Genomic DNA, 25,325 nt, shown 5'->3' on the forward strand with positions numbered 1-25,325 from the left:
TGTAAAAAGTCATACCCGGTTATCTTGCTGATAAGTCCAGGAAAGAGTTCGCTTCATTTCCGCTTCAGAACGGCTTAAGCAAACGGTCAAGATAATCCAGTTCCTGCTGTGGGCGGGTGCGGTCTGAATCACGCCGCCGCAGTTCCTGCTCAATTTCTCTGGCGCGCTGGCGGGCCACGTTATCTGGAATGTGGGTAGAATCATCTTCGGTCTGATCCTTGCCTTCACCCAGTTTACGGCCCAGCGGATCGCGCTTGCCGCCCTGTTTGTCTTCTTCCTCCTGATTTTCTGAGGAATCAGAGGGAGAGCCAGAACCATTCTGGCCATCGGATGCACTGCCAGAACCAGAAGATCCATCAGACGGGCTGCCCAGAGCGGGCAAAAAGCTGGGGATACTGTTTTTGCCGTTACCCTTAACGGCATCCTGCATTTGCTGGCGTGTTTTGCGCAGGGCTTCCAGTGCTTTTTCTTCAGCATTGGCGGCGGCGGCATCATCCCCATCGGCCAGCGCCTTGCGGGCATCCTGCATGCTTTTGCGGGCTTCATCAAAAGCACCGGGGGTTTTGCCTGTCAGATCCTTAAATTCGTCTTTCAATTCATCCAGCGCGTGTTCCAACGCATGCTGCGTGGCGCGCTCATTACGCCGGGCTGCGGCTTGTGCCTCTGCTTTTGCTGGGTCAGGCATAAGCGGTGTTTCAGGCTGCGAGGGCGGAGGTGGGGGTGCAGGCTGCGCTCCTTCCGAACCCGGAGGCATAGGCAGGCCCAAACGGCGCAACAGTTCGGATGTGGGCATGTTGGCGTAATCGGCCTCACCATCACCATCGTCTGCCAGATCACTTTGCTTCTGGGCCTGCGCTTTCAGGTTTTCATCAAGGCGAGATTGTGCATGATCCAACAAGGCGGTTTGTTTGCTTGCCAGATCATGTAGGGCGGCAGCCTGTTCACGCATTTTTTGTTGCGCCACCATCTGCTGCGCCAAGTTTGCCATATCCTGTGGCGTGGCGTTGCGCATGCGCTCGGTGGCGTTTTCCATATCCTGCAAACGCTTCAGCGCTTCATCTGCATGACCATTGGAGGCATCGGACTGGAGTTGGCGCATCAGGCGTGAAAAGGCCTGATTCCCTGCACTGGTAAAACCCGGAAGATCAGGAATAACCGTGTGATCTTTCATGGCCTGATTTGCTAGTGCCTGCATTTTGCGGCTGATGGCGCTTTGCAGGGTTTTGAGTCTTTCTTCCAGTTCCTGCTGGGCCTGTTGTCCTTGTTGCCCATTTTCGTGCATGTGCTGGAGTTGCTGCGCTACGGCGGCTTGGGCCGCGCGCACATCAATGGATGCCTGAGCACTGGCATCATCCCCTGTGCGGCGGTCTTCTATATCCAGAGCCAGATCCCACAGCAGGTTTGTGGCGCCAGCGCGGGCAGTGGCCGTGTCTGTCAGGTTGTTATCCAGCATGGCCACCACGCTGCTGAGCGCCAGCAACATACCGGTATGCTCACGCACCGGGCCGGGTGCATCGGCCAGTGCTTCCAGATCTAGTGCGGCATCCTGCCGGCTTTCCTGTCCCAAAGCGAAGCGCTTACGCACGTCCAACAGTGCGCGGGCAATGGGGGAATGGAAAACACGTGCGCCCATACGGAATGTGGCGGGGGCACTTTTGCCCTCATGCCCACTTACGGACGAGGCAATCACACGGCCGGTTACGGTTTCTCCTGCCCACGGATCTTCCGACAGATCGGGACTAATGGCACCTTTTACAGATTTGGGATGCCCAACAAGAGGAAGGGGAATGGTGAGTGTACGTTCTGACCCGCGTTTGGCGTGGGCCAGATGCAGCTCTACCTTAAGGGATGCCAGCCCATAAGCATGGCTGGCCTCATACGGCAGAAGAGTGCGCCATTCTTCTTTACGGGGAGAGCCGGGGTTTGGCCCCCATTTCACGCTGGGGTCTGCATCTGGCAGTACGGTTACGGGCCATTGGGCTAATGTTCGGCCGCGGCCTGTAAGGCGTACGGTGCCAGAATGCTCCAGCACCACATCCAGCTTCCAGCTATGGGCATCCAGTTTGTGGCGTGTGGCATCATGCAGCACCATGCCGCCCTGTTCCCGCAAGGTAGGGTGTGAGGCTAGGCCCGTGACAATGGCAGTAAGATGGGCCCCTTGCGGCGTTTGTGGGGGTGTTTTGATATTGCCCAAAAAAACAGGGGCATCTGGCGCGTAAGTAGGTGGGGTTATCCATGCCTCTACACGCGGGAAGGGGACATCAGGATCATCCCGCCCCGGAATAAACCCAGCAAGGATACGCCCCGGCGCGGAGGAACCTGCAAGCCCGGCTGTGCCAGCAAGGGCTGCAACCAATACCCATGCCCCAATCTGCTGCATGCGGCCTTGCGGCCAAAGGCGCGGCAAACCCACCCGCAGCCTGCCAAGTGATGCCAGAATACGCTGCTGATGCGCCTGCCATAAGATGGTGGAACTTTGCGAGGATGTGCCTGCGGGATGGTCTGTTAGTGTAGCGAGGGGGCGGTTGTGTAGGCCGGATGCCTGTTCAATTCGCCGGTCAACTTCGCTTGGGGTGGGGGGCGCAAGGTTTTCAATATCCTTGTGCAGTCGCCAGCCGCATAGGCTCAGCCATCCGGCCACCAGCAGCAGCCGGATGCCATCTGGCAGATGCTGAGGAATGCGTAGCAAAGAAGCTACACAGTAAACCCCCAGCAGGGCAAAAGTGGGCTGAAGCGCAGGCCACAGCCGTTCTATCCGCAAAACAATGGCGGCATGGCGGCGTGCGGTGGCAAGGCGCTCCGCCAGCGCTCCATCCTCAGCGGTGGAGGCGGTCAGGAATTGGTGCAGACCGCCTTGGTTCATGTGGCTTTGGCAAGGTGGGAGGGCACAGTTTCATCCTGCCACAGTTCTTCAACACTCTGCCTTTGGCGTATCACCTGCCATTGGCCATCTTCAACCAGAACTTCTGCAGCAAGCGGGCGGCTGTTGTAAGTGGAACTCATAACTGCACCATACGCGCCTGTATCCAGCAGGGCTATACGTGCATTGCGGGCCAGCGGGGGCAAAAGCCTATCCCGCGCAAATGTATCTCCACTTTCACACACAGGGCCGACCACATGGGCCAAGGAAACAGGTTGGCTGAACGCCTGCGGTGCAAGTGGTAAAATGCCATGCCACGCATCATACATGCTGGGGCGCAGCAGTTCGTTCATGGCCGTATCCAGCACAAGGAAAGGCACATCCATGCCTTGTTCCTTACGCAAGATCACGCTGCTCAGCAGCACACCAGCCGGGCCAATGGGCCAACGCCCCGGCTCAATTGCCAGCTTTACGCCCAGATCACCCAGTTCTGCCTTAATGGCGCCAGCTAGCGCTTCGGGCTGACCTTCGGTTTCATTGCGGTAGCAAATGCCAAGGCCACCGCCACAATCCACTACGCTTACGGCATTGCCAGCGGCGCGCACGGTACGCACCAGTTCCGCCACGCGGGCATAGGCTGCACGATAAGGGGTGGTGGTTAAAATCTGGCTGCCAATATGGGTGGCAAAACCAACAGGCCGCACGCCAGAGAGGGTGAACGCGTGGGCATAAAGTGCTGCGGCATCTTGAAATGGAATGCCAAATTTATTGGCAGCCAAGCCGGTTGTAATTTTGGCGTGGGTTTTGGCATCCACATCCGGGTTTATGCGCAGGGTAATGGTGGCCTGCTTTCCCAGTTTGGTGGCAATGGCTGAAATAGCTTCCAGCTCTTCTGCGCTTTCTACGTTAATCTGGCCAATGCTGTGGCTAATGGCCTGTTCCAGTTCGGCATCTGTTTTGCCAACGCCGGAAAACACAATGCGGCTTGCTGGAATACCGGCCTTTATGGCGCGCGCCAGTTCACCACCGCTTACAATATCCGCCCCAAAACCTTCCTGACCGATTAGGGTAAGAATGGCCAGATGATCATTGGCTTTCACGGCATAGTGGATGGAAACATCCAGCCCGGCATCTCGCATGGCAGCGTGCATCCGGCGCATACGCGTGCGCAGCGTACCCGCTCCCAATACCCAACAGGGTGTGCCAACAGAATCAGCTATGGCGTTTAGGGCCACGCCTTCCAGCATCAGCCCACAGGTAGGGCTAACCGTAAGCTGCGGGTGCGTTTGTAACAGTTCTGCCAGTGTTGGGTCGGCATCGGTATAAACAGGTGTTTCGGCCATGAGGCGTAAAGGCTCTGATTGCAAAAAAGGAGCAGGATGCCACACCAAGAAACTCTTGGCATGGCAGGTTATGCAGTGCGGTGCGTTATGAAACCCATATAGTGCGCACTGTGGTCTTATTCATCCGGCGGATACATACGCGGGTAAGAAATTTTGTTTTGCGGGCCGGGCTGATGCGGCGTGCCCTTTTTGCCGCATGCCGCCAGAGGCAGAAACAGGATAGTAGCCAGCGCAAGGCCAAAAATCAGGCGGTAGTTCATGGTTTTACTGCCCTGCTGTGGTGGGTTCTGCACCCAGAGCCTTCAGCCAGCGCTGAGCCTGCGCGCTGACGTTGCCGGATGCGGTGCCACCTTCGCTGGTGCGAGATGCAATGGAGGCATCTACGCTGAGAACCGAATAGATATCATCCGTAATGCCGGGTTCTTCTGCCTGCATTTCCTGCAATGTCAGATCTGCCAGCCCCACGCCTTTTTCCTCGGCTTTGGCAACCAGGCGGCCTGTTACGTGGTGCGCGGTGCGGAATGGCACTTTCAGCACGCGCACCAACCAGTCTGCAATATCTGTAGCGGTGGAATAGCCAGAACCTGCCAGTGCACGCATTTGGGCGGTGTTGGCTGTCATGTCCCGCACCATACCATCGCATGCGGCAAGAGAGAGGGCAGCGGCATCCGTGGCTTCAAACACGGGTTCCTTATCTTCCTGCATATCCTTGGCGTAGGCCAGCGGCAGGCCTTTCATAACAGTTAGCAGGCTTACAAGGCTGCCGGTGATGCGGCCAGTTTTGGCACGCACCAGTTCTGCGGCATCCGGGTTACGCTTTTGCGGCATGATGGAAGAGCCGGTGGTGAACGCATCTGAAAGGCGGATGAAAGAGAAAGGTGAGGAGCACCAGATGACAATTTCTTCCGCCATACGTGAAAGATGCATGGCCATGATGGACAGCGCAGAAAGATATTCCAGCGCAAAATCACGATCAGATACAGAATCCAAAGAATTGGCGGTGGGGCGGTCAAAATGCAGCAGTTCGGCAGTCATCTTCCGGTCAATGGGGAAGGATGTCCCAGCCAGCGCGGCAGAACCCAGCGGGCATTCGTTCAGGCGCTTGCGTGTGTCTGCTAGGCGGCCCCGGTCACGCGCCAGCATTTCCACATATGCCATCAAATGATGGCCGAATGTTACAGGCTGGGCTGTTTGCAGGTGGGTAAAGCCCGGCATGGGAGTGGCGGCATGTTCCTCCGCCCGGCGGGCAAGGGAGCGCATAAGGGCGGCAACCTGTTGATCCAGCCCATCAATGGCATCCCGCACCCATAGACGAAAATCCGTTGCAACCTGATCATTGCGAGAGCGGGCAGTATGCAGGCGCTTACCGGCCTCACCAATACGGTCAGACAGGCGGGCTTCGATATTCATGTGAATATCTTCCAGCGCTTCGGAAAAGGGAAAGTTGCCAGCAGCAATTTCCTGCCCGATTTCTGTTAGCCCCTTGCGGATTGTGGCTTCATCATCCTTGGAGATAATGCCTACATGCGCCAACATGGCAGCATGGGCGAGGGAGCCAGCAATATCCTGCTTCCACATTACCTTATCAAAGCCAATGGAGGCATTGATGGCCTGCATGATCTCAGAAGGGCCACCGGCAAACCGCCCGCCCCACTGGACATTGGCGTTTTTCTGGTTTTCCGTTTCCGTGCTGTTCTGGCTGTTCAGAGACATTTTAGGCCCTAATTCCGTCCTGCTGCGTAAGATGTGCTCAGGCGTTGGCTTATACTGCCGCGGCGCGGATGCAAAGATGCCACAGTAATGTTGCGCGCCCTAGGGCGCAAATGCCGGTTTTGGCAAAGAGCGTGGCAGAGCCGATCCTGCGGCGGGGCTGTTCTGTGCATTGCAGTGCGGGAAAGGGCTGTGCCCAGCGGCATTTCTCTGCTTAAAAGCAAGTGAAATTCAGGGAGTTCATGAACATGACAACACCACACAAGCTTACAACCTTTGCCGTAATCGACCCCGGCCCGAATGTGCTTTTGGAAGTTATTCGCGCAGAAAGCCCGATTGTGGCTGTTGAACGTCTGGAAAGCAAAATGCGCGGCCCGGAATATGTGGCAGCCCGTAGCTACGATGTTGGCGGCGAAGAATCGCTGGATGGCGCAGATCCGGCCTATCTGGTGTACGAGCTGGATGATAGTGGGCTGGATGCAGAGGGCCTGACAGGGGAAGACGCAGGGCAGGTGCGCGCGCAGGCTGATCTGGCTGCGGTTGTGGTATCTTCCGCCAAATAAGTTTTCAAACACGAACAAGAGTGTTTTGCTGCATGGCGGAAAGGGCGGGTAATGCGTGCCGATCTTTCCGCCATGCCGTGCGATGCAGGAGGTGGAAAGGCATGTCTGTGGATCAGGTGCTGATGGCAGAAAGTTTTGTGGTGCATGGTCGGGATGAAGGTGGCCCCTTTGTGCTGGTAAGTGACCATGCAGGCCGTGCCATTCCGCCTGAATTGGGTGATCTGGGGTTAAGTGCGCAGGAACGTGCGCGCCATATTGGCTGGGATATCGGCATAGATGGCGTAGGCCGTAAACTGGCTGACCTGCTGCCTGCTGTGTTGATTGAGCAGGTGTATTCCCGCTTGGTGATTGACTGTAACCGCGCCCCCGGCCACCCAACCTCTATCGTGCAGGTAAGTGATGGCACAACAGTGCCGCGCAACCAGAATATCTCTGCGCAGGATCGGGCATGGCGGGAGCAGACAATTCTGCACCCTTATCACGCCCGTATCCGGCAGGAACTGGATGCCCATATGGCCGCAGGCCGCCAGACGGTGGTTGTGGCGCTACACAGTTTTACACCATTTATGCATGGCAAACAGCGCCCGTGGCATGCCGGACTTTTGCATAATCATGATTCCCGGCTGGCCCGGATCATGATTGCACTTTTGCAACAGGATGGCTTGGTGGTGGGGGATAACGAACCCTACGCCCTCACAGATACATCGGACTACACCATTCCCCAGCATGGTGAACGGCGTGAACTGCCACATATTGAAATTGAAATTCGGCAGGATTTGATTGCTGATGATGCCGGGCAGACCGAATGGGCTAATCGTCTGGCCCGTTTGCTGCCACAGGCATGGCGCCAGTTTTGTGAACAGTATGGAGAAAACGCATGACCGCCACAGATATAGCCAAGCCGCAGATTATTACAGGCAAGGCAAAGCTGGCAGGTGTTCTGGGTTGGCCCGTAGCGCATTCGCGTTCTCCGGTTCTGCACAATTACTGGCTGCGGCGTTATGAGGTAGATGGTGCCTATGTGCCGCTGCCGGTTGAGCCAGATGCGTTTGTGGCAGCCGTTCTGGGCTTACAGGCTGCGGGCTTTCGGGGCGCAAATGTAACCATTCCGCACAAGGAAGCCGCCTTTAAAATTGCCGATGTGCTGGATCATTCCGCCCAGCGTGCAGGTGCAGTGAATACACTTGTGTTTGAAGATGACGGCAAAATTCACGGTTACTCAACCGATGGCGCAGGTTTTGTGGCCAGCATGGAATCGGCTGGGTTCAATCTGCCTGAACAAGCGCAGGTTCTGCTGTTGGGCGCTGGCGGTGCTGCGCGGTCTGTTGCTGCCGCGTTACAGGATTGTGGCCTACGTGTTGCCGTGACCAATCGCACCCAAGGGCGGGCAGAAGAACTGGCAAAAGCCCTGCCGGGGCTGGACGTGGTGCCGTGGAATATGTGGGAAGACCGCCTTGGCGCGTATAGTTTGCTGGTAAATACCACCTCTTTGGGGATGGAAGGCGGCCCGGATGCTGCGTTTCGTCCTTCTCTGGCACATGCGGCCAAGGAACTGGTGGTGGCAGATATCGTTTATGTACCACGCGTAACGCCTTTGTTGGCAGAGGCGCAATCTGCTGGCCTACGTACTTTGGGCGGGCTTGGTATGTTGCTGCATCAGGCGCGGCTGGGTTTTCAGAAATGGTACGGCGTGAACCCGGAAGTGGATGCCGCAACGGAAGCTTTTGTGCAGGAAAGTTTCTAAGGGCTACGGTAAGGGCATGAAAATTCTGGGCCTTACCGGCGGTATGGGCATGGGCAAAAGCACTGTAGCCACGTTGTTGCGGCATGCAGGCTTGCCGGTGTTTGATGCAGATGCCGAAGTGCGCCAATTGCAGGCAGATCATGGGGCAGCCTTGCCAGCTATCGCCCAACTGGTGCCGCATGCTGTGCAGAACGGGCATTTGGATAGAGCCGTATTGCGGCAAGCCGTTATAAAAGAACCGGCGCTGCTCAAAAAACTGGAGCAGATTATTCACCCTATGGTGCGGGCTGCACGGGCAAAGTTTTTGCGTGCACAGCGTTTGCGTGGGGCGCGCTGTGTGGTGCTGGATATTCCACTGCTTTATGAAACAGGCGCTCAGCGAGAATGCGATGATGTTTTGGTGGTATCTGCCCCACATTGGGTACAAGCACGCCGTGTGGCCAAAAGGCGCGGGATGCCTCCAGCCGAGGCTTGCAAATTGATTGCTCGGCAAATGCCAGATGCCCAACGCGTGCGCCAAGCGGGCAAGGTTATTCGCACCGGCGGCAGTATGCGAGAAACAGAACGGCAAGTGCGCCAGTTCATCAGGAGCCTAAGGGCATGAAAAGATCCATTCTGTTTGATACAGAAACCACAGGGCTAGACCCGGCAACGGGAGACCGGGTGATTGAAATTGCAGCCCTTGAATTGGTAGGAGACCTGCCAACAGGGCGCACTTTTCATAAGCTTATAGACCCGGAGCGCGATGTGCCGGAGGAGGCTTCCCGCGTGCATGGCTTTACGCGGGCGGATCTGGAAGGCAAACCCAAATTTGCTGAAGTGGCGGATGACTTCCTGGCCTTTGTGGGGGATGACCCACTCATTGCGCACAATGCCCGGTTTGACTTTGGTTTTATGAATGCGGAGCTCAAACGCGCAGGCAAAAAAACGCTGGGTTTGGATCGCATGGTGGATACGCTGGATATGGCGCGTGAGCGCTTTCCCGGCATGCCCAACAGTTTGGATGCCTTGTGCCGCCGTTTTGGCGTAGATCTTTCTGCCCGAACCACCCATAACGCGCTGCTGGACTGCAAACTGCTGGCTGATGTGTATGTGGAGCTTATGGGGGGCCGCCAGCACGGTCTTGGGCTGATGGCGGAAGATGGGCAACTGCCTTCTGTGATGTATGAAGGCCCGGTGAACCGTAAGGTTGTGCGTGTGCAGCCAACACCGCAAGAGCTGGCTGCACATGTGGCATTTGTTGCGGGCCTGAAAGAGCCGATTTGGGAACACTGACCGCACATTGAAACCGTGTAGTGAAATCTTGCGAAAAGGGCTTTGCAGGGGCGGGTGGGTATGCCATCCTTGATTCTACAAAACGTGACAAAACGTACAAAAATGTTTTGTCAGCCGTTTCCACCGCTTTTTACGCAACGGAAAAGGTAAGTTGTTTCAATGAATTCGGGGAGCCCTTTGATGCGTTCTGCATCCCGCCATTTTGCTGCTGCCTTGGCGCTGTGCGGAGCATGGTTCATGCCTGCGGGCGCAGAAACCATGCTTGGCCCGGTTACGGCAACAGTTACATTTAATACGCGTTCGGCGGATCTGGGTGTAGGATATACATGGGGCCGGGGTGTGCTGACATATGGCGGCCGCCAGTATCCGTTTGAAATCAAGGGTGCTTCCGCTATTGCTGTTGGGTATTCTTCTGGCCACAGCGTAGGCAAGGTGTACAACCTTCAGCGTATTGAAGACTTTGAAGGCACATTCTGGGCGCTTTCGGGTGAGGCCACAGTGGGCCGTGGTGTTGGCGGCCTGCTGATGGAAAATAATGACGGCGTGCGCATCCGGTTAGATGAATGTCGTTCTGGGGGCCGTATTGCGGCATCACCCTCGCGTTTGACAATTCATTTGCTGGATAAAACAGGCACACCCATTACAACAGCGCCGGTTGCCCAGAAGTCAGCTCACTAAATACATTACACCCACGCCTGGTGGCTTAATGTGTCAGCAGGCGTGTGGTGGTTTGTAGAATTGTTTTTTCATCAAATAAGCGTAGAGCACGTTTTAGCCCAGCAGTACCCATGTGCTGGCATAAAGCTGGGTTTTGCACCAGCGTTGTAAGGGCTTCTGCCAGTTCTGCCGTAGTGCCGGGGGGCACAAGTAGCCCTGTTTCATGCGGCACAACCTGCTCGCGCGAGCCTCTAATATTAGTGGCCACAACTGGCAATCCGCACAACATGGCTTCAATAATAGACATAGGCAGGCCTTCAAAATGGCTGGGCAGCACAAAAATATCTGCTGCGGCCAATAAAGCCGGAATATCAGCCCGATAACCAAGGCATTTTAGTCGCGGGCCAAGTGCAGCTCGCGCTTTAGCAAGGTATTCATCCATATTGGCACCGTGGTCTGATGCCAGTCTTTCCCCCACAATCCATAATTCTGCATCTGGCACGCGCTCCATGGCGGCCAGGAGTTCTGGATACCCTTTGTGGCGCACAAGGCGAGAGACAACAATAATTACAGGCGTTTGCGCGGATGTGCCAAGTTCTGCCCGGATACGTGTTCTGGCTTGCGCATCTGGGTGAAACTGGGCTGGATCTCGCCCATTCCCAATTGCAACGGGGTGGGGGTGAACATGCAGGCGTTTGGCATCCTGCGCTTCTTCACGGCTGACGGTCAGATAAACATCAGTTATGTGCCCGCATAGAACTTCCAGCACCAATGCTAATCCGCGCCGTAGGTGAGAGCCGGGTTGGTTGAATAAAAAACCGTGGCACGTATAGGCAATGCGTGGCACGCCACATAACTTGGCTGCCGCCCGCGCCAGAATGCCACTGATAGGCATATGTGTATGCACCAAATCCGGCTTTTCTTTTTTTATAAGCCGAACAAGAGCCCAAAAGGCTCGAAGTTGCGCGGGCACAGAAAATGAACGGGCAAAGGGCAGTGTTTCAACCCGAAACCCCTCGTTTCTGGGGTGTTGAAGCAAAGGGCCATCCGCACAAACGCCTATCACTTCATGTCCTTCTGCCCTTAATTCTCGCATAAGGGGCAGTAGAAAATGGGTGAGTGAAAAATCGACGTTTGTGATTTCCAGAATCTTCACGTCAGCCCATTACGCGTTTTTGAGGGAGAGCGACCAACGGATAGGTGGCTTGCTTGGAGCCTGCGGCACCGGGGGCGGTGGTAGCAGCGTGTTTTCCAAGCCATTGGCATCGGGGCCCGAAGGTTCTGCCAGTAAACCGGTTCCCACCTCTGGTACTTCTGGAGTGTGATCCATGGGGGAAATAGCTTCCGCAGGTAAAGCAGCTTCTTCTGCGGGGTGCGTATCCAAAGGATCGTGTGCTTCTTCCGCAGTCTGTTCTGCTACAGCCGGGGTGAGCACAAATTGCCGTGTAGGCTGGTGCTGTCCTTGCCCCAGATAAACGCTTTCTTCTATTTCAATATCAGCGTCAGACCAGAAGAACCATGTTTCTTCCGGCGTGTGTAGCAAGTAGCCATCTTCTTCCTGCTCAATGCTTACATCAGGGTGCAAGTGGAAGCGGATGCAAAGCGGCACCGGAATGCTGACATCTTCCAGCTTTTCTATGCCCTGTAGAACCGTGCCGTCTTTATCCAGATAAATCTTGCGAGAATACAGGCCACCGCCTTGGGGCTTGTAGCCATCATGCGTCATGCTCAGGCAATGCACACCGTCTTGCACAGACATTTGGCGTGTGACCTGTGGTTTTTGCGAGATACCGCCATTGGCATCAAACCGCATGGGGGTAAGGTCTGCCAGTTCCAGAACAGAATGTGCAGCCGGGTAGCGCAAGGCTTCTGCCCAACCACGTTGGATGCTGCTGCCGCAATTGACAATTAACCGTTGCCTGCCGGATGAAAATTCAAAGGACAACATGCCCGCATGCGCGCTGCTATCATAGCCCGCAGGGGCAACCGTGGCGGCATCAGCAATCAGCAAGGCACGCCCATTGTTCAGGCGGGCAAAGCCAGATTCTGGCAGGCCAGCCGCCACAACACGCGTGCGGGATGCGCGGTTGAGCACGTGTTCAATAAATTGCGGGTTTTGTTCACTGCTGCCATTAAAGAGGGCCAACCCGCCATCACCATGCCGCATGGCCCGCAAGGCTGGGGCGCTGCGGTTGGCGGCATCCAGTACGCTGGTGGGTAAGGGTACGCGGGCAACCTGTAAAATATATAGCATTTCTGCCAGTTCGCGCACGCACTGCAACAGGTCTTCCGGGCAGCGGGTAATGTGGCCGCCATCGGGCAAAATCTGCTGGCTGATGGTGGCGTCAATCAAGCGCAGATAGCGTGTAAGAAATTCTGGATAATCAGGTAGGGAAACCGCAACAGCCAACAGCCCTTTAAGGGCCGTAAGAGCACGCCAGCCTGTGGTTTCCTCCGGCATCAGCGCCATTATGGAGCGTGCTTCCATAATCAGCGACGCCATAAGCTGCTGGCGGAAGGAATCATCTGCCGAGGCCGCAAAAAATTCGTAACACCCAAGCCAAGCCGCCAAGCGGGCACCAGTTATGGATGGGTCTGAAATAGGACGCTCCGCCGGGGTTTGCTCCATCCATTGGGCAACCAATGTGCGGGCCTTGATGCGGGCAGATTCAGCCCCCAGCTCGCGCAGATCCTGCAACCACGTAAAGCCTTGCAACCAGCGGCGATAGGCTTCTGGCCATTGGGAGTTATCCCATTCCCCATCAATCAGAGGGCGTTGGGTGCCTTCAAAAAGTGTCTGGTTGCGAACAAGCCGTTCACCCCCAGCAGCGTTTCCAGACCACAGATCCCGTAAAGCAACGGCAGGGGCTGCCGGTACGCGGGCAAACCCTCCCAACGGGTTGCGCATGGCGTAGGCAAGGCGGGCTCCGCGGGTCCAGCGACGCAGGGGCATTGGAAGTTTAGAACTCCATCAAGGCAGGTGCAGAAAATTAAGGTGTGATCGGTTTATGGCAGAATATTCATGTGAAGAATGATTTATTTGCCGGATGTGGCTTTATTTTGGCTTGGCAACATGTGTGCGCAATGCAGCAATGGCGGCTGCATAATCTTTTTTTCCATATACGGCGCTGCCAGCAATAAGCACATCTGCGCCAGCATCTATGGCCAGAGGAGCGGTTGAGGCATCTATGCCGCCATCTACCGCCAGCCGGATATCACGCCCGCTTTGGGTGATCATTTCCCGAATACGCCGAATTTTGGGAAGCTGGCTGGACAGGAACTTTTGCCCACCAAAGCCGGGGTTAACAGTCATAACCAGAACAATATCCACCAGATCCAGCACTTCACCAATGGCTTCTGGCGGTGTTGCAGGGCACAGCACAATGCCCGGCTTGGCTCCTAGATCCCGAATACGCTGTAAGGAGCGGTGAGTATGTGGCCCGGCTTCAATATGGATCAGAATCTGGTCTGCCCCGGCTTGTGCAAAGGCTTCCAGATACGGATCTACCGGTGCAATCATCAGATGCACATCAAATGGCAGGTCGGAACAGGGGCGGAGCGCCTTGACCACACCTGGCCCGAACGAAATGTTGGGCACAAAATGCCCATCCATGACATCCAGATGCACCCAATCCGCCCCAGCTTGCTTGAGTGCTGAAACTTCTTCTCCCAACCGGGTAAAATCGGCAGCGAGAACACTTGGAGCGATAAGGGGGTAAGATACAGGGCGCATACCCTGTTTATCGGCAATCCTACGCCCATGCGCAACAGTATGTTTGCTATTTTTTCAAACAGTTTTGCAAATGTTATGCGCGGGTAAAGCGGGCGGCAAAAAATCCATCCATGCTGCCTTTATCTGCCCACATTCCGGGATGAGTGCGCAGCCATCCCTCAGGTGTTCTGGCTTCTGGTAGAAAGGCGAGTTCTTCAGGTGTAAACGGGTCTGGCGCCAGCCCCATGGCTTCTGCTGCACGGGCACGGTCTGGCCCTTCTTCCTGCTGCAAGGAGCACACGGCGTACACCAGGCGGCCACCGGGGCGCAGCATGTTTTTGGCAGCTTCTAGCAAACGATCCTGCCCAGCCGTTAGCGTTGTGAGATCACGCGGGCGTTTCACCCACAAAACATCTGGATGGCGGCGTGCTGTACCCGTGGCAGAGCAGGGGGCATCCAGCAAAATGGCATCAAGGGGGGCATCGGGCTGCCATGTGCCAGCATCTGCTTGCAGGGTGGTAACGTTGGTAAAGCCCAGGCGTGCCAGATTTTCCTTTAGCCGAGCCATGCGGTTGGGGTTGTTCTCAATGGCAGAGACATGCGCGCCGGTTGCAGCAAGCTGCGCAGTTTTGCCGCCCGGTGCTGCGCACAGGTCTGCCACTTTTTCGCCTGCTTGCGCATTAAGCAAACGTGCAGGGAATGTAGCTGCCGCATCCTGCACCCAAAAAGCACCTTCCTCATACCCGGCTAGTTCAGCAACGCGGGTGCCTGCCGGATAACGTACAGACCCATTGGGTAGCACAATACCGCCTTCCGGTGCTGTGGCACCGGGGCGCATGGTAATATCCAGCGGGGCTTCGTGGCTGATGCCTTCAGCTATCGCGCGGGGCACACCACGGCCCAGCACGCTCCATGAACTCCATAGCCATGCAGGAATGTTTAGCCGCGCCTGATCCAGACCTTCCAACACGTTTTGCCCTTCTGCCGCCACCTTGCGCAGCACGGCGTTGGCCAACCCGGCAAATGGGGCCAGCTTACGCCGACGTAGGAGGGAAACGGTGGTGCCAACGGCAGCATGAGGAGGTGTTTCTAAAAATAGAAGTTGCGCGCAGCCAATCATAAGCGCCACGCGTACGGGTTCGGGTGGTTCTTTGCGTAAAAACGGTTCTAGCACAGTGCGCAGTGTGCCCAGATGGCGCAATGTGGCTGCGGCCAAGCGGTGCGCTGCGGCTCTGTCTCGTGGTTCGGCCTTATGTGCTTCGGCAGAGCGAGACAGGCTGTTTTCCAGCATACGCCGGTGTTCCACCACGCCGCACAGAATATCAAAAGCGATATCGCGCGTAGGATCAGACTGCGGAGGGGCAGGGCGGCCTTTTCCACGCTTTGGAGAACGGGGGGCGCGTGCAGGTGTGTTCATAAGACTGTCAGAACCGTTCAGGAAAACAGAAAAGAAAAAGCGCCTTAGCCAACAAGCAGGGCGCACTCTGCCGGAGCAGAAGCAGGGCGTTGAAGCAGAAAGTGGCGGAGCACTTGCGGGTAAAGATGGTGTTCCTGCCGCAAAACGCGAGCCCCAAGGGTATCTGCGGTATCATCCGGCAGAACAGGCACAGCAGCTTGGCCTAAAATAGGCCCTTCATCCATGCCTTCTGTTACCAGATGCACGGTGCACCCATGCACACGCACACCTGCTTGCAGCGCACGTTCATGCGTGTGCAGGCCGGGGAATACAGGCAGCAGGCTGGGGTGGATGTTCAGCATACGGCCAGCCCATGCGCTGGTTAAAAACGGAGTCAGCAAGCGCATATAGCCAGCAAGGCAGATGGCCTGAGCGCCTGCTGCCGTTAAAGCAGCATGCACGGCGCGTTCATGCGCTTCACGGTCTTTACCAAAATCACGATGGTTGATGGCCAGCGTGCGTAGGCCTGCTTTTTTTGCCATTTCCAGCCCCGGTGCATCCGGGTTGTTGCTTAAAACAAGGCAGATGCGGGCAGGAAAGGAAGGATCTTCACACGCACGGATCAAGGCCGTGGCATTGCTGCCCCGGCCACTGATCAAAATGGCAATGGGTGTTTTTTCAACGCTCATGCTGCGCGAAAATCCGGAATGGCCTGCATTTTCAGATCAGGCTTGGCAGTAGGGGAAGCTGCTTTGGCAATATGCCCAATACGCACAGCCGGTTCACCCATATCATGCAGGCGGGCCAGAACAGCATCGGGTTCTGGCGTAATCAGGATCATGCCGATACCGCAGTTGAACACGCGCAGCATTTCCTCTGTATCCACATTGCCGATGCGGGCCAGCCATTTGAACACAGGTGCTACGGGCCATTCCTGATCAATCACCGCATCCAAGCCATTTGGCAGCACGCGGGGCAGATTGCCGGGCAGGCCGCCGCCGGTAATGTGGGCAGCGCCATGCAGCAGGCCAGCTTTATGCAGCGCCAGAACCGGGCGCACATATAGGCGTGTGGGTTCTAAAAAGGCTTCACCCAGATTTTTACCCGGTGCAAAGGCTGCCGGGTCTGTCCATGCCAGATGGGCATCTGCCACAATGCGCCGCACTAAAGAAAAGCCGTTGGAGTGCACGCCAGAAGAAGGCAGCGCAATAAGGGCATCACCTTCTGCTATGCCAGCGGGCAGGAGCGCGCCGCGTTCTGCCGCACCAACGGAAAAACCAGCCAGATCATAATGTCCATCGGCATACATACCGGGCATTTCTGCTGTTTCACCGCCTACAAGCGCGCAGCCAGACTGTTCACACCCGGTGGCAATGCCGCGCACAACCTTGGCCGCACTGTTAACAGACAGGCGGCCCGTGGCGAAGTAATCCAGAAAGAACAGGGGTTCCGCACCCTGCACAATCAGATCGTTCACGCACATGGCTACCAGATCAATCCCCACGGTTTCGTGCAGGTCATTATCAATAGCCAGTGTCAGCTTGGTGCCTACGCCATCTGTGCAGGATACAAGCACGGGGTCTTTAAAGCCTGCGGCCTTTAGATCAAACAGTGCGCCAAATCCGCCAAGGCCCCCCATTGTGCCGGGGCGGTCTGTGGCTTTGGCCGCCGGGCGAATGGCGTCAACAAGGGCTTCGCCTGCTTCAATGTCCACGCCGGAATCACGGTAAGTGAGGCCGGAGGAAGGGGTGCTAGGTGAAGACGTCATGCGCGTGCTCTTGGTCCGAATGAGAATAAGGGTCGATGTGCGGGACAGGGTGGGTTAGGATTCCCGCTCGAGCACAGTCTTTACGGCAGGAGAAGCGGCGCGCAAAGCGGCATGACACGGATTGATGAAACAAAAAGCCCTTTAAACGCGCCTTCGGGCGGGCAAAAGCGCCAAAATGAGGCCACCGAGGCAGAACAGATTGCCTTGCCCTTTGCGCATCGCCCCCGATTCGGAAGGTCGGACTTTGTGGCGGCACCCTCTAATGCCGCAGCACGGGCATGGGTGCTGGATGCCGAGGCCGCTGCGCGTTGGCCAGAAGGCCGCATGGCCCTCTGGGGGGAAAGTGGCACGGGCAAAACGCACCTTCTTTCTATTTGGGCGGGCCGTTATGGCGCCCCCATTATGGAAGGCAGCCGCCTGAACACGCATGAAGCCGCAATGCTGTTTGAAGATGGCGGGTTTCGGGCCGCTGCATTGGATAATGCAGATAAAGTGCCCAATGAGCGAGATCTTCTGCACCTTATCAATCTGGCGCGGGAACGGCGGGTGGCTTTGCTTATGGCCGCCCGGAGGCCGCCTGCGCGTTGGCCGGTTGTGCTGCCAGATCTGGCAAGCAGGCTACGAGCCACGGCTTCTGTGCCGTTAGGCCCGGCGGAGGAAGGGCTTTTACACCGCCTTTTGCTGCGGCTATTGGCTGAACGCCAGATTGTGGTGGGCGCACAGGTAACGGAGTGGCTGTTGCGCCGCCTGCCGCGCCGGGCAAGTGCCATGCGCGATTGTGTGGCCATGCTGGATCAAGCCGCATTAGAATCGGGCGGGCGTATTACACGCGCCTTGGCCGCCAATGTGCTGGAAAGCCTGCTGGCGCGCGAAGAATAGTGAACATATGCGCTATAAGCCTGTTGTGATGTTTCAGTTTTATGACAATCATCACCAGATTGATGAGCTGAACTTTTCGCGCTGCCTACGTTTGCGTAAAGCTTTGCTTGCCCCAAGGCGGGAAACGGGGCGCATGATGCAGCACAAGGAAAGGAAGAAACGTGACGGCGCAGGATAAAAAAGAACAGGCCCCTGTAAAAGCTCGTTCACCAGCCCGAAAAGCAGCGCCCAGAAAACCTTCTACCCGCCCACCTCGGCAGAGCAGAAAAACGGCAGAGCGGAAGATCACTCTGGAAATGCCGGAACGGTTTATCAACCGCGAGCTGTCTTGGCTGGATTTCAACCAGCGCGTGGTGGAAGAGGCCGATAACGCCCGCAACCCCCTGCTGGAACGTCTGCGCTTTTTATCTATCAGCGCCAGCAATCTGGATGAATTCTATTCCGTGCGTGTGGCCGGGCTTGTCGGGCAGGTGCGTGAGGGGTTAACCAAACTTTCCCCCGATGGCCGCACCCCCGCCCAGCAGCTTGAGGCTGTGCGCGAACGCTGCGCCCGCCTGCTGCGTGAACAGCAGCGAATCTGGACAGAACTGCGCGGCCTGTTGGCAGAAGCAGGCGTAGAGCTGTGCGAACCAGATGCGCTGACAGAGGCTGATCAGGAACATCTGGCCAAAATCTTTATGGACAGGGTGTTTCCGGTTCTCACACCTCTTGCCGTGGACCCTGCGCATCCGCTGCCGTTTATCCCCAATATGGGGTTGGCACTGGGTTTGCGCCTGCTTTACGCAGATACGGGCCTGTTCGCCATGAACGCTCTTATTCTGCTGCCTGCGCAGATAGAGCGTTTTATCCGCCTGCCATCTCCTGCCCCAGCAGCAGATGCGACAACCCCGCCAAAGGTGCGCTTCTTCCGTCTGGAAGACCTGATTACCCTGTTTATTGACCGTCTGTTTGATGGTCTGGAAGTGGGTGAAAGCGGTGTGTTGCGCGTGGTGCGCGATACCGACGTGGAATTTGAAGATGAGGCGGAAGACCTTGTCCGCTCCTACGAAACGGCTCTAAAGCGCCGCCGCCGTGGGGTTGTTATCCATCTGGATATGGAAAAGCGGGTGCCGACGGAACTGGCAGAAGCCATTGCCTCGGATCTTGATTTGCCGCCCGACGAAATTGCCGTGCATTCCGGCATGATTGGCGTGGTGGATCTTAAGCAGATGATTGTGGATGACAGGCCAGACCTGTTGTTCCCGCCCTATACTCCGCGCTTTCCTGAGCGTATCCGGGATTTTAACGGTGATTGCTTTGCCGCTATCCGCGCCAAGGACTTGCTGGTGCATCACCCGTTTGAAAGTTTTGATGTGGTGGTGCAGTTTCTGCGGCAGGCAGCGCTGGACCCCAACGTGATTGCTATCAAGCAGACGCTGTATCGCACATCGCGCGATTCACCCATTGTAAAGGCGCTGATTGAGGCGGCGGAGTCCGGTAAATCCGTTACTGCCATGGTGGAATTGCGCGCTCGATTTGATGAGGAAGCCAATATTCGCCTTTCCCGCGCGCTGGAAGCTGCGGGTGTGCAGGTCGTGTTTGGCTTTGCGGATTTAAAAACCCACGCCAAGCTCAGCCTTGTGGTACGGCGAGAAGGGGGGCTTGTGCGCTCTTACGCGCATTTTGGCACAGGCAACTACCACCCCATTACGGCCCGTATTTATACAGATCTTTCCTTCTTTACGTGTGATCCGGCATTGGCGCGGGATTCTGCACGCCTGTTCAATTACGTTACAGGCTACGCCATGCCTGCGCAGATGGAGAAAATTGCCTTTTCCCCCATCACCATCCGCAGCACGTTGAAGGAACTGATTCAGGAAGAAATTGATCACGTTAAAGCGGGTAAGCCCGGCAGCATCTGGTTGAAGATGAATGCGCTGGTGGACCCGGATCTGATTGATTGCCTGTACAAAGCTTCCTGCGCGGGGGTGAAGATTGTGGGCGTTGTGCGCGGCATTTGCTGCCTGCGCCCCGGAGTTCCCGGTCTTTCAGAAAACATCCGCATTAAATCTATTGTCGGGCGCTTTTTAGAACATTCGCGCATTTTTGTGTTTGGTAACGAACATCGTCTGCCATCGCGCTATGCCAAGGTCTTTATTTCCTCGGCAGATTGGATGACGCGAAATATGGATTGGCGCGTGGAAAGCATGGTGCCCATTACCAACTCCACGGTGCATGCGCAGGTTTTGGGGCAGATCATGGTGTCCAACATTCGTGATACCCTACAATCATGGATGCTGGAGCAGAACGGAGAATGGCGGCGCGTAAACCCCGGAAACCGGCCTTTTTCCGCACATGAGTGGTTTATGACACATCCTTCACTTTCCGGTCGGGGCTCAGCCGCGCATGACACACCAATCCGCGCCCCGGCGTCTTTGACCTCTTCACAGGACTTGCTGATAGATTGATGTCTGAAATCATGAGCTTTTTTCTTGCGTCGGGATTATCCCATCCCCGTTGTTCCAAACTGTGCAGCCAGTTTTTGCAAACGGGGAGGGGGTTTTAATGGAAGCTGATCAACCGTGCCGTTCCGCAGTGGTGGATCTTGGCTCCAATTCTGTAAGGCTTGTGGTTTTTGAAGGGCGCTCGCGCAATCCGCTTCCCATTTTCAATGAAAAAGCCGTGCTGCGTTTGGGGCGCGGGCTGACAGAAACCGGGAAGCTGAATGAAGAAGGCGTGGAAATGGCAAAGGAAGTGCTCAGCCGCTTCCATGCCATTGCCCGCGCCATGAAGGCCGATCCGTTTGAAATTCTGGCAACCGCTGCTGTGCGGGATGCCAGCAATGGGCCCGCTTTTGTGCAAGCCCTGCGTGAAAGCATGCCCGGCGTGCCCATCCGCATTCTTTCTGGTGAGGAAGAAGCCGATCATTCCGCTATTGGCGTTATGTGCGGTATTCCCGGCGCTTCCGGTCTGGTGGCCGATGTGGGCGGTGGGTCTTTAGAGCTTATTCGCCTTACGCCACAGGGGCGGCATGATGCCACAACCCTGCCTCTGGGCATGATCCGGCTTGCGGATCGTTCTGGCCGAGATCTGGATAAAGCCAAAACGCTGGCAGATAAGGATATTGGCGGCGTAGAGTGGTTGCCCAAGGTAAAGGGCGGCACACTTTATCTGGTAGGCGGAGCTTTTCGTGCGTTGGCGCGGCTCCAGATTGCGCGCACGCAATATCCGCTCAACATCGTGCACTATTATACAATGGATGTGCAGGAAGCGCGGGAGATGACGGGCTGGCTGCAAAACAGTTCGCGCCGTAGTTTGGAACGTCTGCCCGGTGCACCACGCAAGCGGTTGGATGATACGCCTTTTGCAGCCATGGTGCTGCGGCGGCTGATGAAAAAGGTGCAGCCGGATAAAATTGTTTTTTGCGTGGATGGCCTGCGTGAGGGCTGGTACATGCTTAAGGTTGCGCCAGATATTCTGGCCCAGAACCCGATGGATGTGGTGGCGCGTGAAATGTGTGCCCGTTTTGGGCGTAGCAATTCACTTCCTTATGCCTTGATGCAGTGGACAGATTTTTTGCGGCCGGAGGAAACGACAGAAGAAAAATACCTGCGGCATCTAGCCTGTTATCTGTCTGATATCGGCAGCCACGATCACCCTGAATATCGGGCGGAGCAAACGTACTGGCGTATCTTGCGCGTGCAGAGTGGTGGATTTGACCATCCTTCCCGCGCATGGTTGGCGTTGGCGTTGGCTATTCGTTACGCAGCAGATCAGCAGGCACTTTTTCTGGCAACGTCTCGCGCATTATTGAGTGAGCAGGACTGGAAGAGCGCCGTAGTGCTGGGGCTGGCCCTGCGGCTGGCTTATTCTCTCTCCGGCGGTGCGGGGCGGTTGCTGGAAGGCACATCCTTGGAATGGGAAGAAGACGCGCTGGTGCTGATCCTGACATCTACCCGTGTGGCCGTAAAAGGCGAGAGCGTGCGCCGCGGGCTGGAACGTCTGGGCCAAGCCTTGGGTGTTGCAACACGTTTCGAGATTGAATTGGTCGGCTGATATGCCCTAAACAGGATACAGGTGCGGGGTGGACAACCCCCATCTATCGGGGCACATTACGGTTTATACATCCTGATATGGTGCAGTAGCGCGGTTGGTTAGCCGGCTTGCTGTAACTGTCGGCCAGAATCAGGTTTTGAATAACCGGTAAAGCAGCGGAACCTTATCTCGTGTCTTCTGAAGAGATCATAGATCCCACAGTCCAGCACGATGCTTCTGTCCGAAGGGTTCTGCTGCACCTTGTTCTGCCATTTGTTGTTACGGTTATGGCCGTGTTGGCCATTGCGCTGGTGGGCGTAAATTCCTACCGTACCACCAAGGAAGGTGTTTCCACCCTTACGCACCAGCTTATGGGTGCTGTGCAGCAGTATATTGTGCAGCAGGTTACAGATTATATTCAGCCTGCCGCAAACGGTAATCTGATTGCTTCGGGCATGATTGAGCATGCCCCTACGCAGGTGGCGGACAAGGTTTTTTATTCTTACGGCAGCACCATGTTGCGGAAAATTCCGCAGTTGCAGTCTTTCTATCTGGCGGATGATGATGGGCACTTCATGCTTATCGCCCGTGCAGCGCAAAAAGGCGTGCAGGAGCATGTGCGCCTGATTGAAAAAAACGGCCACACATATTTCCATCACGCATTTTGGGATGATAGCGGGCAGAAAATTTCCGAAACGGAAGAAGATGCCAAGGGGTATGATCCACGCACGCGGGATTGGTATAAAAATACTGCCGCAACAGATAAAGTAACGTGGACAAAGCCACACCTGTTCCCCACCACCAGCCAGTTTGTCATGACCAGTTCTTTGCGGTTCAAGACAGACGCTGGCCATACAATGGTGTTTGCCACCAATATTTCCCTGAACGAGCTCAGCTCTTATCTGGATCAGATCAAAGTTGGTAAAACTGGCTCCGCCATGATTGTGGATAGCAAGGGCCTGTTTATTGCCGGTAAAAATCTCACGCAGCAGGCCAAGGCCGCGGGGTGGGACCCAGATAAAATGGTGCTGGACCGCAATGCCTATCCGGTTTTTGCGTTGGGGTATGATCATTACCGAGTGCGTGGTGTTGGGCCACGGCATGTTACATGGGATGGCACGGATTACATCACCATTGCCGCAGCTTTGCCGCACTATTCCGATAGCTGGATTTTGCTGATGGCCGCGCCCGAAAGTGATTTCGGGTCCTTCGCACGCCAAAGCAGCCACCAGAGCTTGCAGTTTTTGGCCATTATCACGGTTTTCTCTCTTGTGCTTGCAGGGCTGCTGGTGCGGCAGGTGCGGCGGACAGAATACAACACGCGCCTGTTGGGGAAACAGAAAGAGCAGATCCAGCGCGAAAGTTCTGCTGTGCAGCAGGTGGCCGTTGCGCCGCGTTTGTTTGATCCCACGGTGGAACCACTTAGCCTGACAGAGCAGTTAACGCTTGTAACAGGTGCCCGGCGTGCCACGCTTTGGCGTTTCCTGCATGATGGTGCAGCTATGGTGTGTGAAGATGCGTATGACCAAACGCAAAACACACATTCCGGTGGTTTTGAAATGGCCCGCACAGAATTGGGGCCGTTCTTTTCCGCGATAGAGGAAGGAAATGCGTTCTCGGTTGAAAATGCAGCCGTAGACCCGCGCACCACGCGGTTTGAACGTTTAACCATGCGTGAACTGGGCACAAAAGCATTGGCTGTGTGCCCCGTGCATGGCCCGCATGGGGTGGAAGGTGCGATTATGCTGGAAGATCCGCATCTTCAGCCGCATCTGCTTTACTTTCTTGATCTTATGGCCGGAGTAGCGGCCCTGCGTTTTGCCGCACAGGTGCAACTGCTCAATAACCAGACCAGCCAGATTGTAGATGCCGGGCAGCAGGTTGCCACCCTGGATGTGCCAGCACCTAAATCTGATAATATACTGATGAAGGCGCCAGAAGCCGCAGCCGTTAATTCTGCCAGTATTTATCCGTCTGTTGCTGTGTTGGTCATCACATTCTCAGACCCCGTAGTGGAAGGGGAAAAAGAAACCGAGGCCCTGATCGCGCTTATCAACCAACTGGCGACAGATGTGCAGTCTGTCGCGCAGGAAGAAAAACTGTTTGCCGTAGAAGTGGCGGGCCATCGCATGATTTGCATGGCAGGTTGCCTGCCAACTCCAGATGTTACAGCCATTGTTCGTATTGCAGATGCTGCGCTTAAAATGCGTGAAATCTTCATGGCGTCACTGGCCGCAGCAGATCTGGAGCCAGTGTTTACCATGGGCATTGATTATGGGCCGGCATTTGGTGGTGCAGTTGGGAACGAACCCAAGGTGTTTAACCTGTGGGGGCAAACCGTCTCTTTGGCTGAGCTGATGGCACAGGGGGCGGCAGATCCCGGCACTATTCAGGTTACAGAGCGTGTTTATGGCGTGTTGCGTGACAGGTATCTGTTCCGGAGCCGTGGCTCCTTTTTTGCACCGCATCTGGGGCTGGGGCGTGCCTATACATTGGCGGCAAGGCGATGAGCGGGAGCCAGCAAACAGGCGGCCCTAATCTGCCGTCGGATGATGAACCAGATCTGATCCTGCAAACAGATGCGCATAAACCTGCCAAGCGTGTTCCGCTGCACGAATGGATACGCAGAAAGCTGGCATGGATTGGCCGGCTTGTGCGCAGGCAGGCGCGGTTTTTTCTGGTTGTTCTGGGGGCAGGCTGGGGCGTTATTTTTGAGAGTTTTCGTTCTCACGCATGGCGCCGCACGGTAAGGTACGAATTTGTAACCACCATGAACAACATTATCGGCGGGGGTGTGAGTGCATCACTGTTTGCCGGTATGCTTACGGGTGTGGCTGCCGTTTCTCAGGTTATTTACTGGTTGGGTCTTACCGGCCTTGCCAAAATGACAGGCTCCATTCTGGTCAATGTGGTTATCCGTGAAATAGCACCCATTCTGGTGGGCATTCTGCTGCTGGGGCGCAATGGCATGCTGTCCGCTACAGAGCTAGGGTTGCTGACCATTGGCGGGCAGGTGCGGTCTATGCAGTCTGTCGGGATGGATCCGTTTCTGTTGCTGGTTCTGCCGCGCACGCTGGCGTTTACCGTGGCTGGGTTTACGCTGGGCATTCTGTTTTCCATGTCATCATTGATAACCGGGTATGTCATGAGCCGTATTTCTGGCGTGATTACAAACCCGATCTGGACGTTTCTGGATGATGTGGCTGCGGCCATGTCTGTAACTGATTATGCCATTATTCCGCTTAAATTTATCATGGTTGGTTTTGTGGTGGGGCTTGGCGGCTGCCTGACGGGCCTGACCGCCACCAATGAAGATTCACTACGCACCTTGCTGCCACGCGGCTTTTCCCGCGGGATGCTGATTGTGATGATGGTGAGCGTTCTGTTTAGTCTGGATCTGTAAG

Annotated in this window: 21 protein-coding genes; 11 read left to right on the forward strand and 10 right to left on the reverse strand. The window is 55.9% G+C overall.

Features of this window, described 5'->3' with window-relative positions:
• Nucleotides 1-64: 64 nt before the first annotated feature.
• The 4 genes from WG31_RS04835 to argH form a co-directional block, all read right to left on the reverse strand.
• Nucleotides 65-2,863: a DUF4175 domain-containing protein gene (locus WG31_RS04835; RefSeq protein ID WP_063353817.1), complete on the reverse strand. Its 2,799-nt coding sequence runs from the start codon at nt 2,861-2,863 to the stop codon at nt 65-67.
• Nucleotides 2,860-4,203, reverse strand: a complete 1,344-nt coding sequence (gene lysA / locus WG31_RS04840) for a diaminopimelate decarboxylase (RefSeq protein WP_063353818.1) — start codon at nt 4,201-4,203, stop codon at nt 2,860-2,862. The genes WG31_RS04835 and lysA overlap by 4 nt, the downstream gene beginning before the upstream one ends.
• 116 nt (nt 4,204-4,319) lie before the next feature.
• Complete coding sequence (locus WG31_RS15790; RefSeq protein ID WP_162853387.1) at nt 4,320-4,463, reverse strand: hypothetical protein; 144 nt, start codon at nt 4,461-4,463, stop codon at nt 4,320-4,322.
• A 4-nt stretch (nt 4,464-4,467) separates the two neighbouring features.
• Complete coding sequence (gene argH / locus WG31_RS04845) at nt 4,468-5,916, reverse strand: argininosuccinate lyase (RefSeq protein ID WP_063353819.1); 1,449 nt, start codon at nt 5,914-5,916, stop codon at nt 4,468-4,470.
• 239 nt (nt 5,917-6,155) lie between these two features.
• Between argH and WG31_RS04855 the strand changes: the two genes are divergently transcribed.
• From WG31_RS04855 to WG31_RS04880, 6 genes are all read left to right on the forward strand, one after another.
• Nucleotides 6,156-6,476, forward strand: a complete 321-nt coding sequence (locus tag WG31_RS04855) for a hypothetical protein (protein WP_063353820.1) — start codon at nt 6,156-6,158, stop codon at nt 6,474-6,476.
• Nucleotides 6,477-6,577: 101 nt separating this feature from the next.
• The gene (locus WG31_RS04860; protein WP_035351679.1) at nt 6,578-7,357 is read left to right on the forward strand and encodes an N-formylglutamate amidohydrolase; all 780 of its coding nucleotides are present in this window, start codon (nt 6,578-6,580) and stop codon (nt 7,355-7,357) included.
• On the forward strand, nt 7,354-8,220 hold the full coding sequence (locus tag WG31_RS04865; protein ID WP_063353821.1) for a shikimate dehydrogenase: 867 nt from the start codon (nt 7,354-7,356) through the stop codon (nt 8,218-8,220). Before WG31_RS04860 ends, WG31_RS04865 begins: the two co-directional genes overlap by 4 nt.
• A gap of 16 nt (nt 8,221-8,236) precedes the next feature.
• Nucleotides 8,237-8,824 (forward strand): dephospho-CoA kinase, encoded by a 588-nt coding sequence (coaE, locus tag WG31_RS04870; protein WP_063353822.1) that lies wholly within the window; start codon nt 8,237-8,239, stop codon nt 8,822-8,824.
• Nucleotides 8,821-9,495, forward strand: coding sequence for a DNA polymerase III subunit epsilon (gene dnaQ, locus WG31_RS04875; RefSeq protein WP_063353823.1), 675 nt, complete (start codon nt 8,821-8,823; stop codon nt 9,493-9,495). Before coaE ends, dnaQ begins: the two co-directional genes overlap by 4 nt.
• Nucleotides 9,496-9,654: 159 nt before the next feature.
• Nucleotides 9,655-10,173, forward strand: coding sequence for a hypothetical protein (locus WG31_RS04880; protein ID WP_170315300.1), 519 nt, complete (start codon nt 9,655-9,657; stop codon nt 10,171-10,173).
• A gap of 25 nt (nt 10,174-10,198) precedes the next feature.
• Here the strand turns inward: WG31_RS04880 and WG31_RS04885 are convergent, their stop codons facing one another.
• The 6 genes from WG31_RS04885 to purM form a co-directional block, all read right to left on the reverse strand.
• On the reverse strand, nt 10,199-11,308 hold the full coding sequence (locus WG31_RS04885) for a glycosyltransferase family 4 protein (RefSeq protein ID WP_063353824.1): 1,110 nt from the start codon (nt 11,306-11,308) through the stop codon (nt 10,199-10,201).
• Between the two features lie 9 nt (nt 11,309-11,317).
• Nucleotides 11,318-13,105, reverse strand: a complete 1,788-nt coding sequence (locus WG31_RS04890; protein ID WP_063353825.1) for a heparinase II/III family protein — start codon at nt 13,103-13,105, stop codon at nt 11,318-11,320.
• Between the two features lie 102 nt (nt 13,106-13,207).
• Nucleotides 13,208-13,885, reverse strand: a complete 678-nt coding sequence (gene rpe, locus WG31_RS04895) for a ribulose-phosphate 3-epimerase (protein ID WP_063353826.1) — start codon at nt 13,883-13,885, stop codon at nt 13,208-13,210.
• A 73-nt stretch (nt 13,886-13,958) separates the two neighbouring features.
• Entirely contained in the window at nt 13,959-15,281 is a 1,323-nt protein-coding gene (locus WG31_RS04900; protein ID WP_063353827.1) for an RsmB/NOP family class I SAM-dependent RNA methyltransferase, read from the reverse strand.
• Between the two features lie 44 nt (nt 15,282-15,325).
• Complete coding sequence (gene purN / locus WG31_RS04905; RefSeq protein ID WP_063353828.1) at nt 15,326-15,949, reverse strand: phosphoribosylglycinamide formyltransferase; 624 nt, start codon at nt 15,947-15,949, stop codon at nt 15,326-15,328.
• On the reverse strand, nt 15,946-17,028 hold the full coding sequence (gene purM / locus WG31_RS04910; protein ID WP_063353829.1) for a phosphoribosylformylglycinamidine cyclo-ligase: 1,083 nt from the start codon (nt 17,026-17,028) through the stop codon (nt 15,946-15,948). The genes purN and purM overlap by 4 nt, the downstream gene beginning before the upstream one ends.
• 111 nt (nt 17,029-17,139) lie before the next feature.
• Between purM and WG31_RS04915 the strand changes: the two genes are divergently transcribed.
• From WG31_RS04915 to WG31_RS04935, 5 genes are all read left to right on the forward strand, one after another.
• Nucleotides 17,140-17,907, forward strand: coding sequence for a P-loop NTPase family protein (locus WG31_RS04915; protein WP_063353830.1), 768 nt, complete (start codon nt 17,140-17,142; stop codon nt 17,905-17,907).
• Nucleotides 17,908-18,068: 161 nt separating this feature from the next.
• A complete protein-coding gene (locus WG31_RS04920; protein WP_063353831.1) occupies nt 18,069-20,354 on the forward strand; it encodes an RNA degradosome polyphosphate kinase in 2,286 nt (761 codons plus the stop codon).
• A gap of 97 nt (nt 20,355-20,451) precedes the next feature.
• Complete coding sequence (locus WG31_RS04925) at nt 20,452-21,942, forward strand: Ppx/GppA family phosphatase (RefSeq protein ID WP_063353832.1); 1,491 nt, start codon at nt 20,452-20,454, stop codon at nt 21,940-21,942.
• 170 nt (nt 21,943-22,112) lie between these two features.
• A complete protein-coding gene (locus WG31_RS04930) occupies nt 22,113-24,431 on the forward strand; it encodes an adenylate/guanylate cyclase domain-containing protein (protein ID WP_063353833.1) in 2,319 nt (772 codons plus the stop codon).
• A complete protein-coding gene (locus WG31_RS04935; protein WP_006116100.1) occupies nt 24,428-25,324 on the forward strand; it encodes an MlaE family ABC transporter permease in 897 nt (298 codons plus the stop codon). Before WG31_RS04930 ends, WG31_RS04935 begins: the two co-directional genes overlap by 4 nt.
• The last annotated feature ends 1 nt before the right edge of the window (nt 25,325 follow it).

It is taken from the genome of Acetobacter oryzifermentans (assembly GCF_001628715.1).
In the GTDB taxonomy this organism is placed as follows: domain Bacteria; phylum Pseudomonadota; class Alphaproteobacteria; order Acetobacterales; family Acetobacteraceae; genus Acetobacter; species Acetobacter oryzifermentans.

What these genes read in the sequence shown, in the direction of transcription:
- WG31_RS04835 (WP_063353817.1), bottom strand. Translation starts at nt 2,863, where the DNA reads ATGAACCAAGGCGGTCTGCACCAATTCCTGACCGCCTCCACCGCTGAG.
- lysA (WP_063353818.1), bottom strand. Translation starts at nt 4,203, where the DNA reads ATGGCCGAAACACCTGTTTATACCGATGCCGACCCAACACTGGCAGAA.
- WG31_RS15790 (WP_162853387.1), bottom strand. Translation starts at nt 4,463, where the DNA reads ATGAACTACCGCCTGATTTTTGGCCTTGCGCTGGCTACTATCCTGTTT.
- argH (WP_063353819.1), bottom strand. Translation starts at nt 5,916, where the DNA reads ATGTCTCTGAACAGCCAGAACAGCACGGAAACGGAAAACCAGAAAAAC.
- WG31_RS04855 (WP_063353820.1), top strand. Translation starts at nt 6,156, where the DNA reads ATGAACATGACAACACCACACAAGCTTACAACCTTTGCCGTAATCGAC.
- WG31_RS04860 (WP_035351679.1), top strand. Translation starts at nt 6,578, where the DNA reads ATGTCTGTGGATCAGGTGCTGATGGCAGAAAGTTTTGTGGTGCATGGT.
- WG31_RS04865 (WP_063353821.1), top strand. Translation starts at nt 7,354, where the DNA reads ATGACCGCCACAGATATAGCCAAGCCGCAGATTATTACAGGCAAGGCA.
- coaE (WP_063353822.1), top strand. Translation starts at nt 8,237, where the DNA reads ATGAAAATTCTGGGCCTTACCGGCGGTATGGGCATGGGCAAAAGCACT.
- dnaQ (WP_063353823.1), top strand. Translation starts at nt 8,821, where the DNA reads ATGAAAAGATCCATTCTGTTTGATACAGAAACCACAGGGCTAGACCCG.
- WG31_RS04880 (WP_170315300.1), top strand. Translation starts at nt 9,655, where the DNA reads ATGAATTCGGGGAGCCCTTTGATGCGTTCTGCATCCCGCCATTTTGCT.
- WG31_RS04890 (WP_063353825.1), bottom strand. Translation starts at nt 13,105, where the DNA reads ATGCCCCTGCGTCGCTGGACCCGCGGAGCCCGCCTTGCCTACGCCATG.
- rpe (WP_063353826.1), bottom strand. Translation starts at nt 13,885, where the DNA reads ATGCGCCCTGTATCTTACCCCCTTATCGCTCCAAGTGTTCTCGCTGCC.
- WG31_RS04900 (WP_063353827.1), bottom strand. Translation starts at nt 15,281, where the DNA reads ATGAACACACCTGCACGCGCCCCCCGTTCTCCAAAGCGTGGAAAAGGC.
- purN (WP_063353828.1), bottom strand. Translation starts at nt 15,949, where the DNA reads ATGAGCGTTGAAAAAACACCCATTGCCATTTTGATCAGTGGCCGGGGC.
- purM (WP_063353829.1), bottom strand. Translation starts at nt 17,028, where the DNA reads ATGACGTCTTCACCTAGCACCCCTTCCTCCGGCCTCACTTACCGTGAT.
- WG31_RS04915 (WP_063353830.1), top strand. Translation starts at nt 17,140, where the DNA reads ATGACACGGATTGATGAAACAAAAAGCCCTTTAAACGCGCCTTCGGGC.
- WG31_RS04925 (WP_063353832.1), top strand. Translation starts at nt 20,452, where the DNA reads ATGGAAGCTGATCAACCGTGCCGTTCCGCAGTGGTGGATCTTGGCTCC.
- WG31_RS04935 (WP_006116100.1), top strand. Translation starts at nt 24,428, where the DNA reads ATGAGCGGGAGCCAGCAAACAGGCGGCCCTAATCTGCCGTCGGATGAT.